A 21,206-nucleotide genomic window follows, 5' to 3' on the forward strand; every position below is an offset into this window, starting at 1 on the left:
TTATATTATATTATATTATATTATCGGCTCCAGAATCTTCCTTGGGCAATGCCTTCTATAAATGATTCAATTGAAGTATTTGTTAAGTTGTAAACTCCTGCTCCATCCAGTTTAATCTTACTATGGTCCAAAGCATGAGGATTACTAAGGACATGAGCTATCGGTTTAAAATGTTTAAAAGTAGTTTCTGCAAATTCTAAAACAGGGGGTTGAATGACAGACTCACTACTAAACACTAATACTGCATCAAAAAGGGAGGAGTCTGTTGTTGTATAAGTATCAGTTACTTTAATGGAATCATTGAACTGATAAATTTTATTATCTATGATGCTATAGTTAATTCGGTGTTGTACAAAAGCTTGAATCCATTCGGACAGAAGTGAGACGCTTGGGTCACCATTTAATAGAATTGCAACATTTTTGGAATCAGATTTAAAAATAGTATTGGACATACTTAGTGCAGGTGATTTTGCATCTGAATTTACTTCGTGATTTTCCTTAGGTAAAGGAGCTCCAATAATGTTAGCGACTTCTTGTGCTAATTGACGATCGACGTGGTTTAGAAGAGCAATTACATTTGCCTTCACCATGTCTGATTTACACTTCCCAACTTCAAAGCAAAAAGCTTCTTTTATGTGCTGCTTTTCAATAGGGCTCATACTATTGTAGAAAAGTTTAGCCTGAGAATAGAAGTTAAGAAAGCTTTTACTGCGACCTCTAATTTTATGCCCATCAATCTTTTCTTGATAATGTTCATATCCTCCTTGTTCGGCTTGGACGGTTGCAGGTTGATTGTTATTTAATCCATTAGGATGATAGCTTGTTTGACCGCGATGAATCTGCATTTGATGCATACCATCACGTTGATTATTATGAAAAGGACATACGGGCTGATTAATAGGGATTTGATGGAAATTAGGGCCCCCTAAACGAGATAATTGTGTATCTGTATAGGAGAATAATCTTCCTTGCAGAAGAGGGTCATTTGAAAAATCAATACCTGGTACGACATGACCAGGGTGAAAAGCTACCTGCTCTGTTTCAGCAAAGAAGTTATCAATATTTTTGTTCAGTGTCATTTTACCAACTAATTTTACGGGAACTTCTTCTTCTGGCCATAATTTCGTTGGATCTAAAATATCAAAATCAAATTTATGTTCATCTTCTTCTGGAATTAACTGTAATCCAAGCTCCCATTCAGGATAATCCCCTTTTTCAATTGCTTCGTATAAATCTTGACGATGAAAATCAGGATTTTTCCCAGCAATCTTTTGAGCTTCATCCCATACTAATGAATGAACTCCGAGGGTAGGTTTCCAGTGAAACTTTACGAAATGGGCTTTTCCTTTTGCGTTAATGAGTCGAAATGTGTGAACTCCAAAACCTTCCATCATTCGTAAACTACGCGGAATAGCTCGGTCGCTCATTTGCCACATGACCATATGAGTGGACTCAGGATTATGCGTAACAAAGTCCCAAAAGGTATCATGAGCGCTAGCTCCTTGAGGAATATCATTATGTGGTTCTGGTTTAACTGCATGGACAAAATCAGGAAATTTAATAGCATCTTGGATAAAGAATACTGGCATATTATTACCCACTAAATCATAGTTTCCTTCATCTGTATAAAATTTTGTGGCGAATCCGCGTACATCTCTTACTGTGTCGTTGGATCCTTTAGAACCTTGAACGGTTGAGAACCGTACAAATACAGGTGTTTTCTTTGAAGGATTAGTAAGAAAATCTGCTTTCGTATATGTTTCTAAAGATTCATAAAGCTGAAAATAACCATGAGCGCCAACCCCGCGTGCATGAACAATCCTTTCGGGAATTCGTTCGTGATCAAAATGGGTCATTTTCTCGCGAAAGTGGAAATCCTCCATTAAGGTTGGGCCTCTTAAGCCCATCTTTAAAGAAAATTCATCTTCAGCTATTTTTACCCCTTGATTTGTTGTTAAAGCATGTTTGCATTGATTGTCAGTAACGTGATGCTTCAATTGTTCCGTTTTTTTATTCACAATATAGGCCCCTCCTTTACTCTGTTAATTAATAGATACCCTTTTTATTAGGTCGTAAACATGTATTATCGTTTTTGTATGTAAAAATCATAAAATATCGGTTGTTTCAGTGATTCTTGTTTGAGGAAGCAAAATAAAAACGCCAAGGATAATTTATTTTCTCCTTGGCGTTTAAGATATTTCTTTTCGTTAAAACGAAGAAACGCGTTGCTTCGTTTTTGGTACAATAATAAATTTGATCCAGAGTAACCCGAGAATCATAATGATAAGGCTATGTAAAAATTGACCTGTAGCAATGAGTATAACACTCGAAAATACAATGAGTTGAATACTTAGCAATATAAAGATTAAGCTAAGAAATTGCTTCATTCTTTCTGCAGTACCAATCGGATATAATGTTGCAATAATATTTCCCGAAAAATATTTCCACAGTGAACGGAGCTGCATAGAAATCATATATAGAACGATGTAAGCGATAGCGCCTTTTACGTATATATTTGGTATAAAATATAATGCGAAGGCACCAATTAATCCTAAGCGAATATATATACCGAAATAATCATTCCCACGTAAAAATGCGAGTGTATGTAAATAGAAGAAAGTTGCTTGTTTTTTATGTAATAAAGGTTCAATCCAATTTGTAAGCCATTTTCTTTTATTTACTTGTTTATTCAGTTGCGGAACATCGGTAAAAATGCTAGCAAATTGATAAAAACGAACGTTCATTTTTTCTTCTTGCTCGATTATGTAATCCCACGGTATTCGTTTTGTAGGCTGTTTTTTCGTGTATAGAAGTAGGAAAGCAAGTAGTAAGAGTAGTCCGCCCAATATGAGAACATTTGCGGAATAAAACAGCATGTAAATGATTAGGGCGTTACAAGTAATACGGATGATCAGCCATATATTTTTTTCATGACTATCGCGCCACATCCAATGTATGTACATGTTCCAAGCTTTCGTAACCATTAAAACGATAAAGATTGTACATAAGAAAGGAACCGTTAATTGTAATGATTGCAGTGCAAGTGGTACGAGAATAAGGAACGTAAATAATAATGGGAAAAGCTGAATGATGTAATTATATAGAAGAGATTTTTTGAAATAAGATGTTAATTTCTCTTCTAGTGCTAGTAAATAGACAGCGTCAGGTTTCTGAATAAATGTACGGATAGGGCATCTCGTTATAATGAACGTAAGTACAATCGTTATAATTATTAAAGATATTCCTTTAGAAGGAGATGCTTTTAGAAACTGAGCATAATAATATGCACCAACGCATGAAATAAAGATAAAGCTATATAGTAAACCGTTAATCATACGTGCAAAGTATGTAATGATATTTTGAATATGTTGTTGGAAGCGACTGCTCCATAGCGATTCGATTGACATGTTTTTCACCTCTTTGTTCTATTATATATGTTTTACAAAAGAAAAAACGAGCAAATTGCGTTATGCAACTTGCCCGTTTTTCTTTTCGTTATTTTTTTTCTGATCACGATTCATTAATGGATAGAAAGCAAATCCAATTACGAATAAACCAATTCCGAGAAGGAACGTTTTTATATCGGATGCGCCGGTTTTAATAACCCATAGTGCGTAGCAAAGTGCGATAACTGCGACTATGCCATCTGTAATTCTTGCCCGCATTTCATTTTTATATGTTTCACCAGTTGCGACTAGTTTTAACTGGAAGATTGGTGAAACGAGATATGGAATGAGGTAGGCCAGTGTCGATACGGTAATAACGAATGTATAAGCTTCCGCAATGGTTCCTGATAATGTTGAGAATAGGAATACTTGCGACATAATGTTTGTTAATCGTAATGAGTAAATTGGACTTCCTTTTTTATTTGTTTTCGTGAAGAAGGAAGGGAAGAAACCTTCTTTTGCTGCTTGATAAGGTACTTCTGAGCTTAATAAAATCCAGCCTAAGATAGAACCGAACAGGGAAGTAAGAGCAAGTAATGCCATCAGTTTCCCGCCGCCATGACCCATTGCAGCATTTAGTGCATCTGCTAATGGACGTTCAGAAGCTTGTAATTTATCAACGTGAAGTACACCCATTGTTAAAATTGTGATTCCTAAGTAAATCGCAACTGTAATAAGTAATCCCGCAACTGTTGCACGTTTTACCGTTTTTGGAGAAACAGCACGGTTTGATAAAAGAACGGCTGATTCAATTCCGATAAACGCCCAAAGCGTTGTAAGAGCAGCTAAATTTACTTGTGAAAGAAGACCGTGTGATGCACCTGATTTATCAATCATCGGTGTGTACCATTGTCCAAACTTAGAAGCTTCGAATGCAAATAACGTAACGACGATGAATAAAAGGAATCCAGTTACTTTCGTTGTTGTTGCTAAGAAGTTTAGTTTTCCAGCTCCGCTTACACCGTTCGTTAATATAATATGAGTTCCCCAAAGTAAGATGGAACAAATCGTAAATGTAATTAGTTTTCCGACTTCTACGTTAAACGAGCCGATTGAAAATAGTAGTCGCGTATCTTTCATAATTGGGAAGAAGAGTGATAAATATCCCGCAAATGATGTAATGATGGCAACGTTACTTGCCCAGTTTGCAACCCAATATCCCCATACCATACTGAATCCAGCCATTTTTTTCTTTTTTGGTGTTGAGAATAAAGCATATGCATGACTTTGTGGTCCTGTCGTTAAATCAGGACGACGAATTGCTAAATTACCGAAAACAAGAGCTAGCATTAAAACACCAAACCCTGTAGTTAACCAAGCTAAAGTGACACCGAGTGGGCTTGCTGTTTGTGCCAACGTACTTGGCACCATGAAAATACCAGCGCCAACCATGTTACCGACAACGAAAGCTGTTAGTACCCAAAAGCCCCATTTTTTTTGTTGCATAGAAAATACCTCCAAAGTTAGTATAACCAAGTCAAGCGAGGAGATATGTATGTCTTCCTGAGTCAGGAAGAGAAGTCCCAAACAAAACAAAAAAAGCACGTAATTTGCCGCTACATGCTTTCTATCTTATAAGAAACCCACGACATACCTCTCGATAGCTCTCCACAAACGAAACGTTTGTGACAGTTCTGCACTTATTAAATGCAGACCCAGCAAGCGTGCATGGTGGACACGACTTACTTCGGCAAACATTCCTTTCTCATTCCTTCATCAATGCCACTACATCTCCTGAAATGATACTCTTAATGATTGCAACCTCTACCTCACCGAGATACGAATGAGGATTTAAATATTAAATTAACGTCTTTAAGAGTAACAAATGAATTTTTATACGTCAATGGATATAGTAATAATCAGATTATAGAGAAGAGTTTGTGATTAAAAGTGAGAGGGATTGTTATGTGATATTTGAATTTTCGTAATATAATACATGTTATTAGCGATAGATGATTGAAAAGGGGATGAAGTAAATGTCTGTATGTCATAAACATTCAGTAATAGGTGTGTTAGATTCGGGAGTTGGGGGATTAACAGTTGCGAGCGAAATTATAAGACAATTGCCTAAAGAAAGCATTTATTATATTGGTGATAATAAGCGTTGCCCGTATGGGCCAAGAAGTGTAGAGGAGGTGCAATCTTTCGTATTTGAAATGGTTGAGTTCCTCAAACAGTTTCCATTAAAAGCGCTAGTCGTAGCATGTAATACTGCTGCAGCTGCTGCATTGACTGCGCTGCAAGAAGTACTTTCCATTCCAGTTATTGGCGTTATACATCCAGGAGCAAGAGCGGCAATTAAAGTAACAAAGAAAGAGAAAATCGGAGTAATTGGAACTGTAGGTACGATAAAATCTAATATGTACGAAAAAGCATTACACGAGCTGGATACATATTTGGAAGTGCATAGTCATGCGTGCCCGACTTTAGCTACAGTTGTAGAAAATCACTTAGAAGATACAGCATATGTCACGCAGCAAGTGAAACAAGCTTTACTGCCGTTAACGAAAGAAGATATAGATACGTTAATTCTTGGATGTACGCATTATCCACTTTTAGAGTCCTATATTAAAAAAGAACTAGGAGAAGATGTAACGATTATTAGTTCTGCAGAAGAAACAGCGATAGAGTTAAGTACCATTTTACAGCACAAAGGAATTTTGTCTGACAATCTGAATCCGAAGCATCGCTTTTTTACAACGGGATCTGTTTTATCATTTGAACATATCGCTGAGCGATGGCTAGGGTATCAAATTTCTGTAGAATGTGTACATTTGCCTATGAAAAATGCGTGTATACATAATTAAGATTTAGTAAATTACTTTTTTTAATAAATGAGGTTGGTTTCATAAGAAGGAAAGAATAAGCTTTTAATTGAAGTGTTTAAGGGCAGTTCAATTAAAGGGGAGATTGGATTATGGAATTATTAAGATCTCAATTATTTGCTTTAGAGTATATTTCAAAATATGCAGAGAACGAAAAACGTGGGGCTAAAGCAACGATTAATCATATACTTAAAATGTCTAATATTACAGATGAAATATTTGAAGAAGCTGTCGCTAATTTAAAATCTCATGCAAGGATTGCTTTACACTTTCATCCAGACAGACTAGATTCGAATATGAAAAGTGTTGCTGAAGCACTGTTTGAGCAAGGAGTATATAAAAGTCAGTTTGAAACATTGCTATCTAATGGAAGCGTATCTGCTTATCCTGGTGGTGAACGTGACCTTTGGGAAAAGAGAATATTTGGAGGGGCATATCAATTAGAAGGCGTAACGAATGATCAACGGCCAAAATACGGAGCGCTAAATTTAATGTTACATCCAGATGGGCCGGCTCCGCGTTTTGGTTCATGTTATTTTCTTTTATCTCCAAAAGTTTCTTCGCGCTCTACATATACGTATTTAGATTCGCATCAAGATCCGAAAGAAAAGGGGACTTATGAGGAGTTTGATATGATTTTAGCTGCTCTTTTGGAAGAGACATTCGTAAGAGATTTTGCAATTGGTGAAGGGAATTTGACGCCAACAATATTAATTAATCATTTACTAGCTAACCTGAAAAGGCCGTTTATAGATTTAGTAAGCAAAGAGCCAGCCCGTAATCTTAATCATTATATTGAAGCGCAGATTCATGGAGAGATTTCTCTTAAAGAAGACGTGGAGGCGCTTGTTGCAGATCCTTCATTTAAGGGTACGGATGTAGGGAAAGTTTTAGAAGAAATTTGCCTGAAGTATGCTATAGATTTGTATTGGCACATCGGTTTTGTACTTATGGTAGACGAAGTTCCGATGGATTTTAGAGGTTCAAAAATGCCATCTTTAGCAAGACGCATTGCACGGAATCATTGTATCGATGCAAATATAATTGGCACTGCTGTAGTAGATTTGAAACGCAATCCATTATCTTGGAGTGATCGTGGAACTTATGAAGAAGTGCTTCAGGAATTAAAATTATTATGGCATGTTTTAGTTCGATTTGGAAAACCAAATCGGAAGTAGAACGAAATACTCCTTTTTTTGGAAGTATCTATATAGAAAAGAAGCTGATCTAAAATTAGATCAGCTTCTTTGTATAACATTAAACTAAGTTTAATACAGTTACTTTTTCACGTGTCATAGACTCAAGGCTCTTACGAATACCTTGTGCGCCCATACCTGAACCTTTTACACCGATGAATGGGAAGTGGTCAGGACCGCGCTCTGTGCGTCCGTTAATTTGAACAGAACCAGTTTCGATTTTGTTAGCAATTGCAAATGCTTTGTTAATGTCTTTAGTGAAGACACTTGCTTGCAGACCGAACTCTGATTTGTTAGCAATTTCAATTGCTTGCTCATCTGAAGAAACACGGATGATTGGAAGGATTGGGCCAAATGGCTCTTCCCAAGCAACTTTCATTTCTTCAGTTACGTGGTCGATTAATGTTGGGTAAATTAAGTTACGCTCACGTTTGTTACCGATAACAATCGTAGCACCTTTTTCTACAGCGTCGTCAACTAAACCTTGAACGAAGTCAGCAGATTTATCGTCGATTAATGGAACGATTGTGCTGTCTTGTTCAGGAGATCCAACTGAGAGTTCAGCTACTTGCGCTTTTAATAAGCCAACAAGCTCGTCCGCTATGTTTTCGTGTACAAGTACACGCTTAATAGCTGTACAACGTTGACCAGAGTAAGAGAATGCACCGCTTACGATATGGTTTGCAGCATCTTGTAAGTCAGCATCTTCACGAACGATACCAGGATCTTTACCACCAAGTTCTAATACAAGTGGAATCATGGAAGCTTTTTTCGCTAAATGTTTACCTGTGTTTGTACCACCTGTGAACGATACCATATTGATGCCTTCGTGTTCTACTAAGTAGTCACCAATTACAGAACCGCGTCCTGTAGCTACGTTTACAAGACCTTTTGGAAGGCCAGCTTTATGAAGTGCTTCAACCATTTTAATACCACTAATTGCACCTTGAGTGGCTGGTTTGAAAATAACAGCGTTACCCATAATTAATGCTGGTGCAAGTTTTGCAGCAGATAAATTTACTGGGTAGTTAAATGGTGCGATTGCTAATACAACACCAAGTGGTGCGCGTTGGATAATCGCAAGTTTAGATTTTGTACCGCCCGGGAAGCTATCGCCCATCATGCTTTCTCCGTGCATATGTAAAGCTTCTTCGATCGTGTAACGAATGAAATCAGCCGTACGAACAACTTCTTTCTTCGCATCTTTATATCCTTTACCGACTTCTTTCATAATGATATCGGCAATTTCATCTTGCATATTTACGAGCTCATCAGCCCATTTATATAAATACTTTGCGCGATCTTGTAGAGAAGCTTCCGCCCATGATTTTTGAGCTTCTTTTGCAGATGCAATTGCTTCATCTACTTCTCCGCGAGTAATTGCTTGTACTTGTCCAATTACTTCGTGTAAGTATGGAGATGGAATTTCGATTGTTTCTCCTGAAGAGCTTTCTCTCCATTCTCCGTTTAAATAAAATTTGTACGTATTGCTAGTTGTCATGATTAGTCCTCCTAAAATAGCAACTTGTAAGAGTGAGTATAAGGTGATTGTAGGGGGTTTGATAACATTTTTCAAATGAAATGTTTGTGAAAACGATTTCTTATTCCTTTTTTATTTTGTATGCCCTTTCTTGCAGAACATTCTCTTATTTCAAAATGATGCATCATATATTTTTATTCCATGTGTAAAAAAACAATTGACAGAATACTCAATAAAGTTGTAAGATTATAAATGGAAAATAAATGAAGGGGGTGTGCGTAATGATTGTAATCGTAAATGTAATGGGCTTAGCTCTGTTAAATGGCAGAAAACATTCATATCATTACGCAACCCGTGCGGATATATAGGGCATCTTTGTCTTATAAAAAGCGTACGTTGCGTATATCGTAACGTACGCTTTTTATGCATTTTTGTGCATATCGTCAAGCGGCGGTATGCTTTTTTTTGTTTATTTTCCATGCTACTATATAAAACTTTGGAAGGTGGAAAAATGTGATGAGATTGTATGGGTTACGAAATGTAAATGTGATGGGTCTGGATAGTGGATAAAGAAATGAGAGGTAAACGAGAACGAGAAGGGAGAGGTTACATTGTTATCAGTATTACTAAAGTTAAAATGGTTTTTTAAAGAGCACTGGAAGAGATATAGTATCGCCATTGGAGCTCTTTTAATTGTGAATATAGTTGAAGTTATTCCCCCGAAAGTGTTAGGGGTTACTATTGATAATATAAAAACAGGAACGTTATCAAACGAAGCTATTATACAGTCTATTCTTATTTTAATTGGGGTTACCATAGTTGGATATGGTCTCACTTTCGTATGGCAACATCAATTGTTTGGTGGTGCATTCGTACTGGAGAAGACGATGCGCTCTAAATTTATGGGCCATTTACTTAAGATGAAGCCGACTTTTTATCAAAAAAATCGTACTGGTGATTTAATGGCGAGAGCGACAAATGACTTAAAAGCAATCGCTATGACAGCTGGTTTCGGTATATTAACGCTCGTTGATTCGAGTTTATATATGCTTACGATTGTCTTTATGATGGGATTTACAATTAGTTGGGAGCTTACATTTGCGGCACTTATACCGCTTCCAATTATGGCGTATGCGATGAATATATATGGAAAGAAATTGCATGAAAGATTTACAGTTGCGCAAGATGCGTTCGGTGATATGAACGATAAAGTATTAGAATCGATTGCTGGCGTGCGTGTTATTCGTGCGTATGTACAAGAGAATGCAGATCAGGAAAGATTTCATCAATTAGGAGATGACGTCTACGAAAAGAATATGAAAGTAGCTAGAATTGATGCACTATTCCAGCCAACTGTGAAAATGCTTGTCGGTCTTAGTTATTTAATTGGTTTAGTGTACGGTGCATATCTTGTATTTCAATCAAAGGTGACACTTGGTGAACTCGTTTCATTTAACGTGTATTTAGGGATGATGATTTGGCCGATGTTTGCAATTGGCGAATTAATTAATGTTATGCAAAGAGGAAATGCGTCACTCGACCGTGTAAATGAAACGTTAGCGTATGAACCGGATGTTAAGGATCCGAAACATCCAAAGCTTGTACAAGAGCCGGATTATATTCAGTTTGATGACGTTACCTTTTCATATCCTTCATCAACTGAAACAAATTTAAAAAAGGTTTCGTTTACATTAAAACAAGGGGAAACGCTTGGGGTTGTTGGAAAAACAGGAAGCGGAAAAACGACGCTCGTACGTCAGCTCCTTCGCCAATATCCGCTTGGAGATGGGGATATCGCAGTCTCTGATGTGACGTTAGATAAAATGACGAATGAAAATGTACTCGGCTGGATTGGATATGTACCGCAGGAACATATTTTATTCTCAAAAACAGCAAGGGAAAATATTTTATTCGGAAATAGGGAAGCGACGGAAGAAGAACTTGAGAAAGCAATTGAAATTGCGGCGTTTAAAAAGGATTTAGAGTTTTTACCAGAAGGATTAGAAACGCTTGTCGGAGAGAAGGGTGTTTCTTTATCGGGAGGGCAAAAGCAAAGGATCTCGATTGCGCGGGCTGTTATTCAAAACCCAGAAATATTAATTTTGGACGATTCTTTATCAGCTGTTGATGCTCGTACGGAAGCAGCAATTATTGAAAATATAAGAACAGAAAGAAGCGGAAAGACGACAATTATTACGACGCATCGTTTATCTGCCGTACAACATGCGGATTGGATTCTCGTTATGGATGAAGGAGAAGTGATGGAAGAAGGTACGCATGATCAGCTTATCCAAAAGGGAGGCTGGTATGCGGAGCAGTTTGAAAGACAACAAGGGGAAAGTGAAAGTGCGGATAGTGGGGTGAAAATATGAGCGTTTCAAAACGATTGTTTCAATATGCGATGAAAGTGAAAGGAACGATTTTTGCAGCGATGCTAATGTTATTTATTTTCGTCATCGCAGAGCTTGCTGGTCCTTTCGTCGCGAAAACGATGATTGACGATCATATCGTTGGAATAGAGAAACCTTGGTATGAAACAGAAAAGAGTGAAGAGGCTGTTTCGTATAATGGCACCTTTTATAAGCGAAGCGATCGCTTTCAGGAAGGTGAGAAAAAAGGAAAAGAAGTACGCGTGATGCAAGTCGGTTTTCAATATTATTTTGTACCGAATAAAGTAAATGCGGAAGGGTCACGGACTGTAAAAGGTGATATGATTACCGTTCAAAATGGTAAGGCGGTGCAAGTGTATAAAGCGAAAGCATTGACGAAAGAAGAAGTGTTTGCGTTTTATAAACCAGAAATAAACCGTTTACTCCTACTTGGTGGTGGCTATTTTGCTTTATTAGTAGTCGTTTCATTATTTGCATACGGAAAGCAATTTTTCTTACAGAAGGCAGCGAACAAAATTATTCAAATTATGAGGGAAGATGTCTTTTCTCATATTCAAACGTTGCCAATTCGTTATTTCGATCATTTACCAGCAGGGAAAATTGTGTCGTGTGTAACGAATGATACGGAAGCCATTCGTGATCTATACGTAACGGTACTTGCGACATTCGTTTCAAGTATCATCTATATTATTGGGATATTCGCTGCGCTATTTTTACTTGATGTAAAATTGGCGACGTTATGTTTACTCATTATCCCGATTTTAATCGTTTGGGCAATTCTTTATAGAAAGTACGCGTCTGTATACAATCATAAAATGCGTTCGCGTTTATCTGATATTAACGGAACAGTAAATGAATCCATTCAAGGGATGCCAATTATTCAAGCGTTCCGTCAAGAGCGTGAAACGAAAAAAGAGTTTGAAGAATTAAATGGCGATTATTTTAAGTATCAAAATAAAATTTTAAATTTAAATGCAGCAACTTCGCATAACTTAGTAGGTGTATTAAGAAATATCGCTTTCACAGGTGTGATTTGGTATTTCGGTGGAGCTTCATTAAGTGCTACAGGCGTCATTTCTCTAGGGATACTGTATGCGTTCGTTGATTATTTAACACGATTGTTCTCACCGATTACAAATATGGTGAATCAGCTTGCTAACTTAGAACAATCGCGTGTTGCATCAGAGCGTGTTTTTGAATTGTTAGAGGAAAAAGGAGAAGCAGTAGAAGAAGAGCGTATGCCTCGCTTACAAGGAAATGTGAAGTTTGATAATGTATCGTTTTCTTATAATGGGAAAGATGAAGTGCTAAAAAATATTTCTTTTGAAGCGAAACAAGGCGAGACCGTGGCACTTGTCGGTCATACTGGATCAGGAAAAAGTTCTATTATGAACGTACTCTTTCAGTTTTACGAGTTTGAAAAAGGAAAGCTTACGATTGATGGTCATGATGTAAAAGAGATGCCGAAACAAGCAACTCGTGAACATATGGGAATTGTACTGCAAGATCCGTTTTTATTTAGCGGAACAGTAGCATCTAATGTAAGTTTAGAAAATGAAAAAATTTCAAAAGAGCGCATCGTAAAAGCATTGCGTGATGTTGGTGCTGAAAGATTTGCGAACAATATAAATGAAGAAATTACGGAGAAAGGAAGTACTCTTTCAACCGGAGAACGTCAGCTTATATCGTTTGCTAGGGCGCTCGCTTTTGACCCAGCCATTTTAATTTTAGATGAAGCGACATCTAGTATCGATACAGAAACAGAGGCGATGATTCAACAAGCGCTAGAAGTTGTGAAAAAAGGAAGAACGACATTTATTATCGCTCACCGACTTTCAACGATTAAAAGCGCAGATCAAATTATTGTGCTTGATAGAGGAACCATTTTAGAAAAAGGGTCTCATGATGAGCTAATGAAAAAGCGCGGGCGTTATTACGATATGTACAAAACGCAAATGGAAGGGAACCAGAGCGCTTAATAGGTAAGGTGGAGAACTTGTGATTTTCACAAGTTCTTTTTTTAGTGAATCAGGGCAGTTAAATAAGAAGTATTATTTTACCTTTCGTACAATAAATGCTATATTAAAAAATGTTACTTATTTTTTGTATGTAGCATTATTTTTCCCTTTTGTTTGATTATGAAGAAAAAGGATAAACTAAATAAGAACATTTTCATTGAAAAATTGTTCAAGATTGCATACAATCAATATAGTTTTTAAATTCCTATCAGAATACTTGGAGGATTACTATCATGAAGAAATTATTTTCAGTGCTTGCAGTAACTACATTAGCGATTGGGATTGTAGCCGGCTGCGGTAAAGAAGAGAAAAAAGATACAGCTAGTCAAGACGCGTTACAAAAGATTAAACAAAGCGGTGAACTTGTAATTGGTACAGAAGGTACATATCCACCATTTACGTTCCACGATTCAAGCAATAAATTAACTGGATTTGACGTTGAATTAGCAGAAGAAGTTGCAAAACGTTTAGGTGTAAAACCTGTATTTAAAGAAACACAATGGGATAGCTTACTTGCTGGCCTTGATGCAAAACGTTTCGATATGGTTGCAAACGAAGTTGGTATTCGTGAAGATCGTCAAAAGAAATACGATTTCTCTAAGCCATACGTTTCATCTTCAGCGGCATTAGTTATTGCAAAAGATAAAGATAAGCCTGCTACATTTGCTGATGTAAAAGGATTAAAAGGAGCACAATCTTTAACGAGTAACTATGCAGATATCGCTAAGAAAAATGGTGCGGAAATTATTGGTGTAGAAGGATTTAGCCAAGCGGCAGAATTATTAGCTTCAGGACGCGTTGATTTTACAATTAATGATAAGTTATCAGTATTAAATTATTTAGAAACGAAAAAAGATGCGAAAATTAAAATTGTAGATACTGAAAAAGAAGCTTCAGAAAGTGGATTCTTATTCCGTAAAGGTAGCGATAAGCTTGTACAAGAAGTAGATAAAGCGTTAGAAGATATGAAAAAAGACGGTACGTATGACAAAATAACGAAAAAATGGTTCGGTGAAAATGTATCTAAGTAGTGCATTGGTTTCAGATCGATTGTCTACTTGGATAGATATTATGCAGACTTCCTTCATGCCTATGCTGAAGGAAGCTGTTTTTACAACAATTCCATTAACGCTTATTACATTTATTATCGGGATTATACTGGCAACGTTAACAGCGCTTGCACGTATTTCTGGTAGTCGTATTTTACAATGGATTGCTCGTATCTATGTATCTATCATTCGCGGAACGCCACTTCTTGTACAGTTATTTATTATTTTCTATGGTCTTCCAACTCTTAATATTGAAGTTGAGCCATATACAGCAGCAGTTGTTGGATTTTCATTAAATGTCGGTGCATATGCATCTGAAATTATTCGTGCTTCTATCCTTTCCATTCCGAAAGGGCAGTGGGAAGCAGCTTATACAATTGGGATGACATATCCACAAGCATTAAAACGTGTTATTTTACCACAAGCAACGCGCGTATCAATCCCGCCGCTTTCGAATACATTTATTAGCTTAGTGAAAGATACTTCGTTAGCATCGTTAATTTTAGTAACAGAAATGTTCCGAAAAGCGCAGGAAATTGCGGCGATGAACTACGAGTTTTTAATTGTTTATTTTGAAGCAGGTCTTATTTATTGGGTTATTTGTTTCTTATTATCAATCGTACAACAGATGTTAGAAAAGCGTTCAGAACGCTACACATTAAAATAATCCTTTTACAAAAGGAGTTTTTGTTTTTATGATTTCAATTCAGCACTTACAAAAAAGTTTCGGAGATAATACCGTACTAAAGCATATAGATTTAACAGTTGAGAAGGGCGAGGTTGTTGTTATTATTGGGCCGTCTGGATCTGGTAAAACGACATTCTTACGTTGTCTCAATGTATTAGAAACACCAAACGCTGGTAATATTCGTATCGGTAATAAAGAGCTTAACTTCTCTCAAAAAGTAACGAAGAAAGATATTGTTAATCTTCGTACGCAAACAGGTATGGTATTCCAGCACCATAATTTATTCCCGCATTTAACAGCACTTCAAAATGTAATGGAAGGGCTCGTTACAGTGAAAAAGATGGGGAAAGAAGAAGCGAAGAAAAAAGCAAGCTATTTCCTTGAAAAAGTTGGTTTAGCAGATAAAGTGGATTTATATCCGTTCCAATTATCAGGCGGACAGCAACAGCGCGTTGGAATTGCGCGCGCGCTTGCGATGGAGCCGGAAGTGTTACTATTTGATGAGCCGACGTCAGCGCTTGATCCTGAACTCGTTCAAGAAGTTCTGAAAGTAATGAAAGAACTTGCTAAAGAAGGCATGACGATGGTTATTGTAACGCACGAAATGCGTTTTGCACATCAAATTGCGAACCGTGTTATTTTCATGGATGGTGGTGTCGTTGTCGAACAAGGTACACCAGAAGAAGTATTTACAAATCCAAAAGAAGAACGTACGAAGAAGTTTTTACAAATGTTGCAATAAATTAAGGAAGGTCTCAAGGCATATGCCTTGAGACCTTTTTGCCATATATATTTATTTGTGGAATCCGCCAAGGCTTTGCTCAGCCATTGCAACTAGACGTTTTGTGATTTCTCCACCAACTGAACCGTTAGCGCGAGCCGTAGAATCTGCTCCTAATTGTACACCAAATTCTTGAGCGATTTCGTACTTCATTTGATCGATTGCAGCTGTTGCACCTGGTACTACTAATTGATTTGAAGAATTTTGGTTTGCCATAGGAATATATCCTCCTTAGAGTTATAAAAGTTTTTTTGGTTGGACTAGCTGGAGTTGAACCAGATTATCGCCCCGGTTGGCGCTAATCCATCGGTAATTAAGTTTGTACTCATAGTATGGATGTTACCTAGAAAGATATACAAAATAATAATTTGTAAATTTTGTCAAAAAAACTTATTGATTTCGTAAATTATGAAATAAGAGTAATCGTTGTATTTTTAAGAAAACAGGCCAAACTAAGGAGGATATTAAATATAATTTTCTCATTGTAGCCTGCTACTTGTAGGCTAATTATTAGCTTCTTATATAGGATTTATTGAAATAAAAATGAAATCGGTAGCAACTTTATAGTTCTATTTTTAAGTAGGGATGGAGTGGGCACTCCTATGTCTGGATAGGTTGCTCTCTTCACTCTAAAAAAGAGAGGCTTTAAACGATAACGTATGGAGGAATCATGATGGGGATTTGCCCGCTTTGCAACGCATTAGAATCACAAACATATTCTTGTCAAAATTGCCAAAGTATACTCCAAGATTATGGGAAGTCTGTAGATTACATAGACGATTATAGTGCCTATATGGATCAAGAATTATTAAGTGCAGTAGATGGTTTAACGCATAATAATTCAAATGAATATTGCAATCATATTTTTTATTGCGGAGTATGTAGCGTGGAAACTGAGGTTGTAGTAAAACTTGTGTAAATAGAAAACTTCCACCTTATTATCTAGGTGGAAGTTTTTGTTTTTGTATTTGTGAGTGAATCATAGGAGAAGGGATATGTTCGGTGTTTGATGAAGCCCCTGATTTTATTTGAGACATTTTTTCCTTTGTATCACGTAAAGAATGTTCAGTTAAGTAGACGGCATATTCGTAAAATAATTGGCGCGTCAGTTCACTTTGTTCTTTTAATTTGGCATCTTGGAATACAGTTCGCCCAGGTTTAGAGTTGGCTTCAAATAACCACGGATTTTCCTTTGTGTCTAAACCGATATCGAAACCAATCTCACCGATGTTTCCAGTTACTTGCTCGTCGAGTGCATAACTTATTTGCAGAGCTGTTTGTTTTAATTTATTTTCAATTTGAACTTGCTTCGTTGAATCTGGAAAAAGCTCTTGTAGCAATTTTGTATTACCGCCGCTATTTACATGCGTTGTTAAACTGCCTTTGCCGGCGATTTTGGCGACGATTGCACTAACTATCCAATTACCGAAATGATTTTTATTTGTATGAATGCGGAAATCAACAGGTTGACCATCAAAGCGAAGTAACGAAATACCTTGCTGTACGATAAACTTTTTTAAATCATGCCCTTTTAATACGTGGTTTAGAAGAGTTTCTAATGATTGATACTTTCTTAGTTTATTTTCTTCATTTTCGCGATAACGACAGTAGTAGCAATTCTCTGTTTGAGAATAAAATATTTGATGAATATTTCTACCGAAGCTCCCGTGTATTGGTTTCATGTACACAGATTTATACGTGCCAAGAAACCGTTCTACTTGTTCAAAATGCTGAAATGCTTCTGTGTTTGGTAATAAGGGTCTAATTGATTCGTCTTTCATAAGAAGTAGATGAACTTCCCATTTGTTGAAAAAACCTGGGTTAAACCATGGAATGGAGTAGTCTTGTTCTAACTTTCTTTTTGCTCTGACGATTGGTTTATAATTTTCCGCTTGTCGATTCGGTAATCGATCGTAAATGACGTTTGGTAAAGGGACCTTTTTCTTTATCCATTGTTTCTCTTGAAAGAAATATCCTTCAATCGTTTCTTCTTCCCAGTTTATATGTTGAACGCCAAAGACGAATACGAACGGTCGTAATGAGAATGGTGGTGTTAACAACTCACTGAGAGCAATTGAACGATTTCCTAAAGGATTAGAAGAATCATCGTTAAAGCCAGTTGTGAAAATGCCGATTAATGGTCCGAAAATAATTGTTTGGTTTTGTGTGAATGCATGAATAGTAGTTGATTGAGGTAGTAAAAGTTTATCGGCAATATGTTTTCCAATAATAATTTCGCGAGTAAAGGAATAATGAATTTTTACTTCTTCACTTGCTATATGATGTATGCCGAAGGAGAGGGATGTAATAGGTGGCGTAATAGAAAAAACGTAAGGTAAAGTAATACTATTTGGATGTTCATCTGAAATGTTTAATGTATATATATGTTCTTTCAAAATAGGTTTACCTCCTTTCATTATGGTGTAAAGCGACTGAATTTAAGTGGTCCGTGAAATATCTTTTCAGCTAATGAATCACTATGACGAATGTATTGTTCGTAAGGAGGGATCGTGTTGACATACATAAGCCAGATTGCACCTTTTTGATCCATAATTGTGGAAAGTTCTAGTTCAAATAACGAAGAATAAGACTGATCTAGTGTTTGGAATACTTCATTTATAATGTCGTGTAAAGCGTCGTGTAATAGTTGCACACCTGTACTAGATAGTACGTATTTAATTTTTGAAAATGAATGTAATGAATCATCGTCCGTTGTTGAGGGTAAAAGCTGATTAGGAAATGAGCTTTTTTGTATAAATTGACCGATAACATTCCAAGTTTGTTCTTTGTTTTTTTGCAAAATGGTTCGAATGTGCAGTGGATATGTTAATTGATTTGGTGGTTGTAGCATAGTGTGCGCTATGTAACGTGATGAACGTATGTTAGATTTACACCAAGATATAAATTCGTCTGTGCGTTTGATTGGAATAGAAGTATGGTATTTTTCATTTACCGTATCGATCTGAAACGTTTTATTTTTGTAAGCGACTCGATATAAGTTATCTTTAGAATGTATATTAGTGGGGCGTATAATAATATCTTTAGTTTTTAACAACAGTTTGAAAATGTTTTGTATCGTCGCAATTTCAAATTTTGGTATATAAGGAGACAGTTTTTTATTAGTGAGAAATAAATCATGTAGTTCACTTGAATTAATAAGTGTGTTATTTAAAAAGGTAGTGGAAGGACGATTGTGCAAAGAGTGAATAATTGATTTTACTTTTTCAAAGTCTGTTTCCTCTTGAAAAGAATAACGATCATATATATAAGAAGGAATAGGGAATGTTTGCTTTTTCCATTTTCCTGTATCTGTATCGTAAATAAGACCAGAAACAAGGTCTGTTTTAGGATCAATACAAAATGGCGTAAACTGGGCAACGACATTATGATAAAGCCGAGCGCGTTTAGCGATTTCGGTGTAATACGTTTGCTCATAATGAAGTTTAGAAGTTAAAAGGCCGAGAACCAACGAAATCACCCCTTTACTACTATTTGCATAATAGGCGAAGCTATATATTGCAAATACGTTTTTATACCATTATACTTTTGTCCGTATGATGATATGCTATAGTTTTGGAGAAGTGAAAGGTTGATTGTAATGAATATATGGTTAAATATGTTAACGACGACAGGACTCGGAGCAATTATTGGAGGATATACGAATCATTTAGCGATAAAAATGTTATTTCGTCCTCATCGTCCTATTTATATCGGAAAGTTTCAAGTTCCATTTACACCAGGGTTAATTCCGAAGCGGCGTGATGAACTTGCTGTTCAATTAGGAAAAATGGTTGTAGAACATTTGTTAACACCAGAAGGAATCGGAAAAAAGCTAACAAATGAAGAGTTTCAAAAAGGTTTAATTCACTGGGCGCAAGTGGAAGTGGATAAAGTAATTACGAATGAACAATCACTGCGATATATGTTAGAAAAATGGAATGTAGCACATGTAGAAGAAGAAGCAACTCGAAAAATCGAACATGTGATTACAGAAAAAATTCATGCATTTTTAGCAGAGTATTATACATATACATGGGAACAGGCTTTACCTCATTCTGTACATGAAAAGATAGAGAATGCGATTCCGAATGCCTCGGCGTTTATTTTAGAGCGAGGAATTAGCTTTTTTGAAAGTGAAGAAGGGAAAGCGCGTCTTTCAAAAATGATTGATGATTTCTTTGCTTCTCGTGGAACGCTACTTAACTTAGTTGGGATGTTTTTAGGAAATGTAAGTGTTGTGGATCGTGTGCAGCCAGAAGTTATTAAGTTTTTAGGGCAAGATGCTACAAAGCGGCTTTTAACTGACGTACTGCAAAAAGAGTGGGAAAAGTTAAAAGGAAGAGATGTAAAAGAATTAGAAGCATTTGTAGAGAAAGAAATGATTGTAAGCTCCGTGCTGTCAGCAGTTAAAGTAGAGGAAACAGTGAGTAAGTTTTTAAATCAATCTGTTCAGCAAGTATGTGAACCAGTTCGAGAAACAATTATTGAAAAAGTGGTTCCAAGTGCAGTAACGAAAGGCTTAAAGTGGGGAACAGAAAATGTAGAGAGTATACTAAATAATCTACATCTTGCGGAAATTGTCCAGCAAGAAGTGTCTACATTCTCAACAGAAAGATTAGAAGACTTAGTTCTGTCTATTACGAAAAACGAATTGAAAATGATTACGTATTTAGGAGCGTTATTAGGCGGAATGATCGGGCTCGTACAAGGATTGTTACTATTGTTTCTTAGATAATAAGGTGAGTACATAGAAATAAAAGTGAAATTTCTTCACATCTCTTGCATAGTTTGATATGGTAAGAAGAGGTGCGTATGTAAATGCACGTAAAAGGCAGTGCGAGTGAAAAGCGCTAGCCTTCTAAAGGAGGAAAAATAAAATGACAAAGAACATTCATGATGTTGCATATGAATTACAAAAAGCAATCGCTGAAAACGAAGACTTCAAAACTTTAAAAGAGAGCTACGCAGCAGTTCAAGCTGACACAGCTTCAAAGAACTTATTCGATGAGTTCCGTACAATGCAACTTAGCCTACAACAAAAAATGATGCAAGGCCAAGAAATCACTGAAGAAGACAACCAACAAGCACAAGAAGTTGTAGCTCGCATTCAACAAGATGCTAAAATTACAAAATTAATGGAAACTGAGCAACGCCTAAACGTTGTAATCGGTGACGTTAACAAAATTATCATGAAGCCACTTGAAGAATTATATAGCGCGCAACAACAAGCGTAATAGTGGAAGACGCTCCTAGTTTAGGAGCGTCTTTTTTGTTTAGGGAATTTAATAGTTATATCACAAAAACTCCCTTTCAAAATAGCCATTTCTTATTGA

Annotated in this window: 17 protein-coding genes and 1 riboswitch; of the genes, 10 read left to right on the plus strand and 7 right to left on the minus strand. The window is 36.5% G+C overall.

What is annotated here, in order from left to right:
- Positions 1–20: 20 nt before the first annotated feature.
- The 3 genes from ACTFRY_RS22210 to ACTFRY_RS22220 all read right to left on the minus strand — a co-directional run bounded on the left by ACTFRY_RS22210 (position 21) and on the right by ACTFRY_RS22220 (position 4,892).
- On the minus strand, positions 21–2,018 hold the full coding sequence (locus ACTFRY_RS22210) for a catalase (RefSeq protein WP_098616967.1): 1,998 nt from the start codon (positions 2,016–2,018) through the stop codon (positions 21–23).
- 189 nt (positions 2,019–2,207) lie between these two features.
- Positions 2,208–3,407: an ABC transporter permease gene (locus tag ACTFRY_RS22215; RefSeq protein ID WP_098616966.1), complete on the minus strand. Its 1,200-nt coding sequence runs from the start codon at positions 3,405–3,407 to the stop codon at positions 2,208–2,210.
- Positions 3,408–3,467: 60 nt separating this feature from the next.
- Positions 3,468–4,892: an amino acid permease gene (locus ACTFRY_RS22220; RefSeq protein WP_001186301.1), complete on the minus strand. Its 1,425-nt coding sequence runs from the start codon at positions 4,890–4,892 to the stop codon at positions 3,468–3,470.
- A 147-nt stretch (positions 4,893–5,039) separates the two neighbouring features.
- A riboswitch (Lysine riboswitch) is annotated at positions 5,040–5,221 on the minus strand.
- 201 nt (positions 5,222–5,422) lie between these two features.
- On the opposite strand from ACTFRY_RS22220, the gene racE reads away from it, so the two are divergent.
- Together racE and ACTFRY_RS22230 are read left to right on the plus strand one after the other, a co-directional pair.
- Positions 5,423–6,253: a glutamate racemase gene (gene racE / locus ACTFRY_RS22225; protein ID WP_098616965.1), complete on the plus strand. Its 831-nt coding sequence runs from the start codon at positions 5,423–5,425 to the stop codon at positions 6,251–6,253.
- Positions 6,254–6,363: 110 nt separating this feature from the next.
- Entirely contained in the window at positions 6,364–7,449 is a 1,086-nt protein-coding gene (locus ACTFRY_RS22230; protein ID WP_098616964.1) for a DUF3626 domain-containing protein, read from the plus strand.
- 79 nt (positions 7,450–7,528) lie between these two features.
- Here ACTFRY_RS22230 and gapN read toward each other — a convergent pair whose 3' ends face one another.
- Positions 7,529–8,968: an NADP-dependent glyceraldehyde-3-phosphate dehydrogenase gene (gene gapN / locus ACTFRY_RS22235; protein WP_098616963.1), complete on the minus strand. Its 1,440-nt coding sequence runs from the start codon at positions 8,966–8,968 to the stop codon at positions 7,529–7,531.
- A gap of 590 nt (positions 8,969–9,558) precedes the next feature.
- Here gapN and ACTFRY_RS22240 point away from each other — a divergent pair.
- The 5 genes from ACTFRY_RS22240 (at position 9,559) to ACTFRY_RS22260 (ending at position 15,834) form a co-directional block, all read left to right on the plus strand.
- Positions 9,559–11,319 carry an ABC transporter ATP-binding protein gene (locus ACTFRY_RS22240; RefSeq protein ID WP_098616962.1) on the plus strand — a complete coding sequence of 587 codons (1,761 nt, stop codon included), beginning with the start codon at positions 9,559–9,561 and terminating at the stop codon, positions 11,317–11,319.
- Positions 11,316–13,316 (plus strand): ABC transporter ATP-binding protein, encoded by a 2,001-nt coding sequence (locus ACTFRY_RS22245; protein WP_098616961.1) that lies wholly within the window; start codon positions 11,316–11,318, stop codon positions 13,314–13,316. The genes ACTFRY_RS22240 and ACTFRY_RS22245 overlap by 4 nt, the downstream gene beginning before the upstream one ends.
- A gap of 272 nt (positions 13,317–13,588) precedes the next feature.
- On the plus strand, positions 13,589–14,386 hold the full coding sequence (locus ACTFRY_RS22250; RefSeq protein WP_000732843.1) for an amino acid ABC transporter substrate-binding protein: 798 nt from the start codon (positions 13,589–13,591) through the stop codon (positions 14,384–14,386).
- Positions 14,373–15,071 (plus strand): amino acid ABC transporter permease, encoded by a 699-nt coding sequence (locus tag ACTFRY_RS22255; protein ID WP_000281499.1) that lies wholly within the window; start codon positions 14,373–14,375, stop codon positions 15,069–15,071. Before ACTFRY_RS22250 ends, ACTFRY_RS22255 begins: the two co-directional genes overlap by 14 nt.
- 28 nt (positions 15,072–15,099) lie before the next feature.
- Positions 15,100–15,834 carry an amino acid ABC transporter ATP-binding protein gene (locus tag ACTFRY_RS22260; RefSeq protein WP_000623611.1) on the plus strand — a complete coding sequence of 245 codons (735 nt, stop codon included), beginning with the start codon at positions 15,100–15,102 and terminating at the stop codon, positions 15,832–15,834.
- Positions 15,835–15,885: 51 nt separating this feature from the next.
- On the opposite strand, the gene sasP is transcribed toward ACTFRY_RS22260, so the two are convergent.
- Complete coding sequence (gene sasP, locus ACTFRY_RS22265; protein ID WP_000013338.1) at positions 15,886–16,089, minus strand: small acid-soluble spore protein, SasP family; 204 nt, start codon at positions 16,087–16,089, stop codon at positions 15,886–15,888.
- A 457-nt stretch (positions 16,090–16,546) separates the two neighbouring features.
- Between sasP and ACTFRY_RS22270 the strand changes: the two genes are divergently transcribed.
- Complete coding sequence (locus tag ACTFRY_RS22270; protein WP_000510475.1) at positions 16,547–16,792, plus strand: hypothetical protein; 246 nt, start codon at positions 16,547–16,549, stop codon at positions 16,790–16,792.
- A gap of 19 nt (positions 16,793–16,811) precedes the next feature.
- Here ACTFRY_RS22270 and ACTFRY_RS22275 read toward each other — a convergent pair whose 3' ends face one another.
- Together ACTFRY_RS22275 and ACTFRY_RS22280 are read right to left on the minus strand one after the other, a co-directional pair.
- A complete protein-coding gene (locus ACTFRY_RS22275) occupies positions 16,812–18,269 on the minus strand; it encodes a YheC/YheD family endospore coat-associated protein (protein ID WP_440032422.1) in 1,458 nt (485 codons plus the stop codon).
- Between the two features lie 20 nt (positions 18,270–18,289).
- On the minus strand, positions 18,290–19,342 hold the full coding sequence (locus ACTFRY_RS22280; protein ID WP_000242813.1) for a YheC/YheD family endospore coat-associated protein: 1,053 nt from the start codon (positions 19,340–19,342) through the stop codon (positions 18,290–18,292).
- 129 nt (positions 19,343–19,471) lie between these two features.
- Between ACTFRY_RS22280 and ACTFRY_RS22285 the strand changes: the two genes are divergently transcribed.
- Positions 19,472–20,608: a DUF445 domain-containing protein gene (locus ACTFRY_RS22285; RefSeq protein ID WP_136986218.1), complete on the plus strand. Its 1,137-nt coding sequence runs from the start codon at positions 19,472–19,474 to the stop codon at positions 20,606–20,608.
- A gap of 142 nt (positions 20,609–20,750) precedes the next feature.
- Positions 20,751–21,107 carry a YlbF/YmcA family competence regulator gene (locus tag ACTFRY_RS22290; protein WP_000164614.1) on the plus strand — a complete coding sequence of 119 codons (357 nt, stop codon included), beginning with the start codon at positions 20,751–20,753 and terminating at the stop codon, positions 21,105–21,107.
- The last annotated feature ends 99 nt before the right edge of the window (positions 21,108–21,206 follow it).

The sequence above is a fragment of the Bacillus cereus group sp. MYBK195-1 genome, from assembly GCF_051916605.1.
In the GTDB taxonomy this organism is placed as follows: Bacteria; Bacillota; Bacilli; order Bacillales; family Bacillaceae_G; genus Bacillus_A; species Bacillus_A cereus.

Coding starts and splice junctions, on each gene's coding strand:
- ACTFRY_RS22230 (WP_098616964.1), top strand. CDS start 6,364: ATGGAATTATTAAGATCTCAATTATTTGCTTTAGAGTATATTTCAAAA.
- ACTFRY_RS22260 (WP_000623611.1), top strand. CDS start 15,100: ATGATTTCAATTCAGCACTTACAAAAAAGTTTCGGAGATAATACCGTA.
- gapN (WP_098616963.1), bottom strand. CDS start 8,968: ATGACAACTAGCAATACGTACAAATTTTATTTAAACGGAGAATGGAGA.
- ACTFRY_RS22255 (WP_000281499.1), top strand. CDS start 14,373: ATGTATCTAAGTAGTGCATTGGTTTCAGATCGATTGTCTACTTGGATA.
- sasP (WP_000013338.1), bottom strand. CDS start 16,089: ATGGCAAACCAAAATTCTTCAAATCAATTAGTAGTACCAGGTGCAACA.
- racE (WP_098616965.1), top strand. CDS start 5,423: ATGTCTGTATGTCATAAACATTCAGTAATAGGTGTGTTAGATTCGGGA.
- ACTFRY_RS22285 (WP_136986218.1), top strand. CDS start 19,472: ATGAATATATGGTTAAATATGTTAACGACGACAGGACTCGGAGCAATT.
- ACTFRY_RS22270 (WP_000510475.1), top strand. CDS start 16,547: ATGGGGATTTGCCCGCTTTGCAACGCATTAGAATCACAAACATATTCT.
- ACTFRY_RS22215 (WP_098616966.1), bottom strand. CDS start 3,407: ATGTCAATCGAATCGCTATGGAGCAGTCGCTTCCAACAACATATTCAA.
- ACTFRY_RS22290 (WP_000164614.1), top strand. CDS start 20,751: ATGACAAAGAACATTCATGATGTTGCATATGAATTACAAAAAGCAATC.
- ACTFRY_RS22220 (WP_001186301.1), bottom strand. CDS start 4,892: ATGCAACAAAAAAAATGGGGCTTTTGGGTACTAACAGCTTTCGTTGTC.
- ACTFRY_RS22250 (WP_000732843.1), top strand. CDS start 13,589: ATGAAGAAATTATTTTCAGTGCTTGCAGTAACTACATTAGCGATTGGG.
- ACTFRY_RS22245 (WP_098616961.1), top strand. CDS start 11,316: ATGAGCGTTTCAAAACGATTGTTTCAATATGCGATGAAAGTGAAAGGA.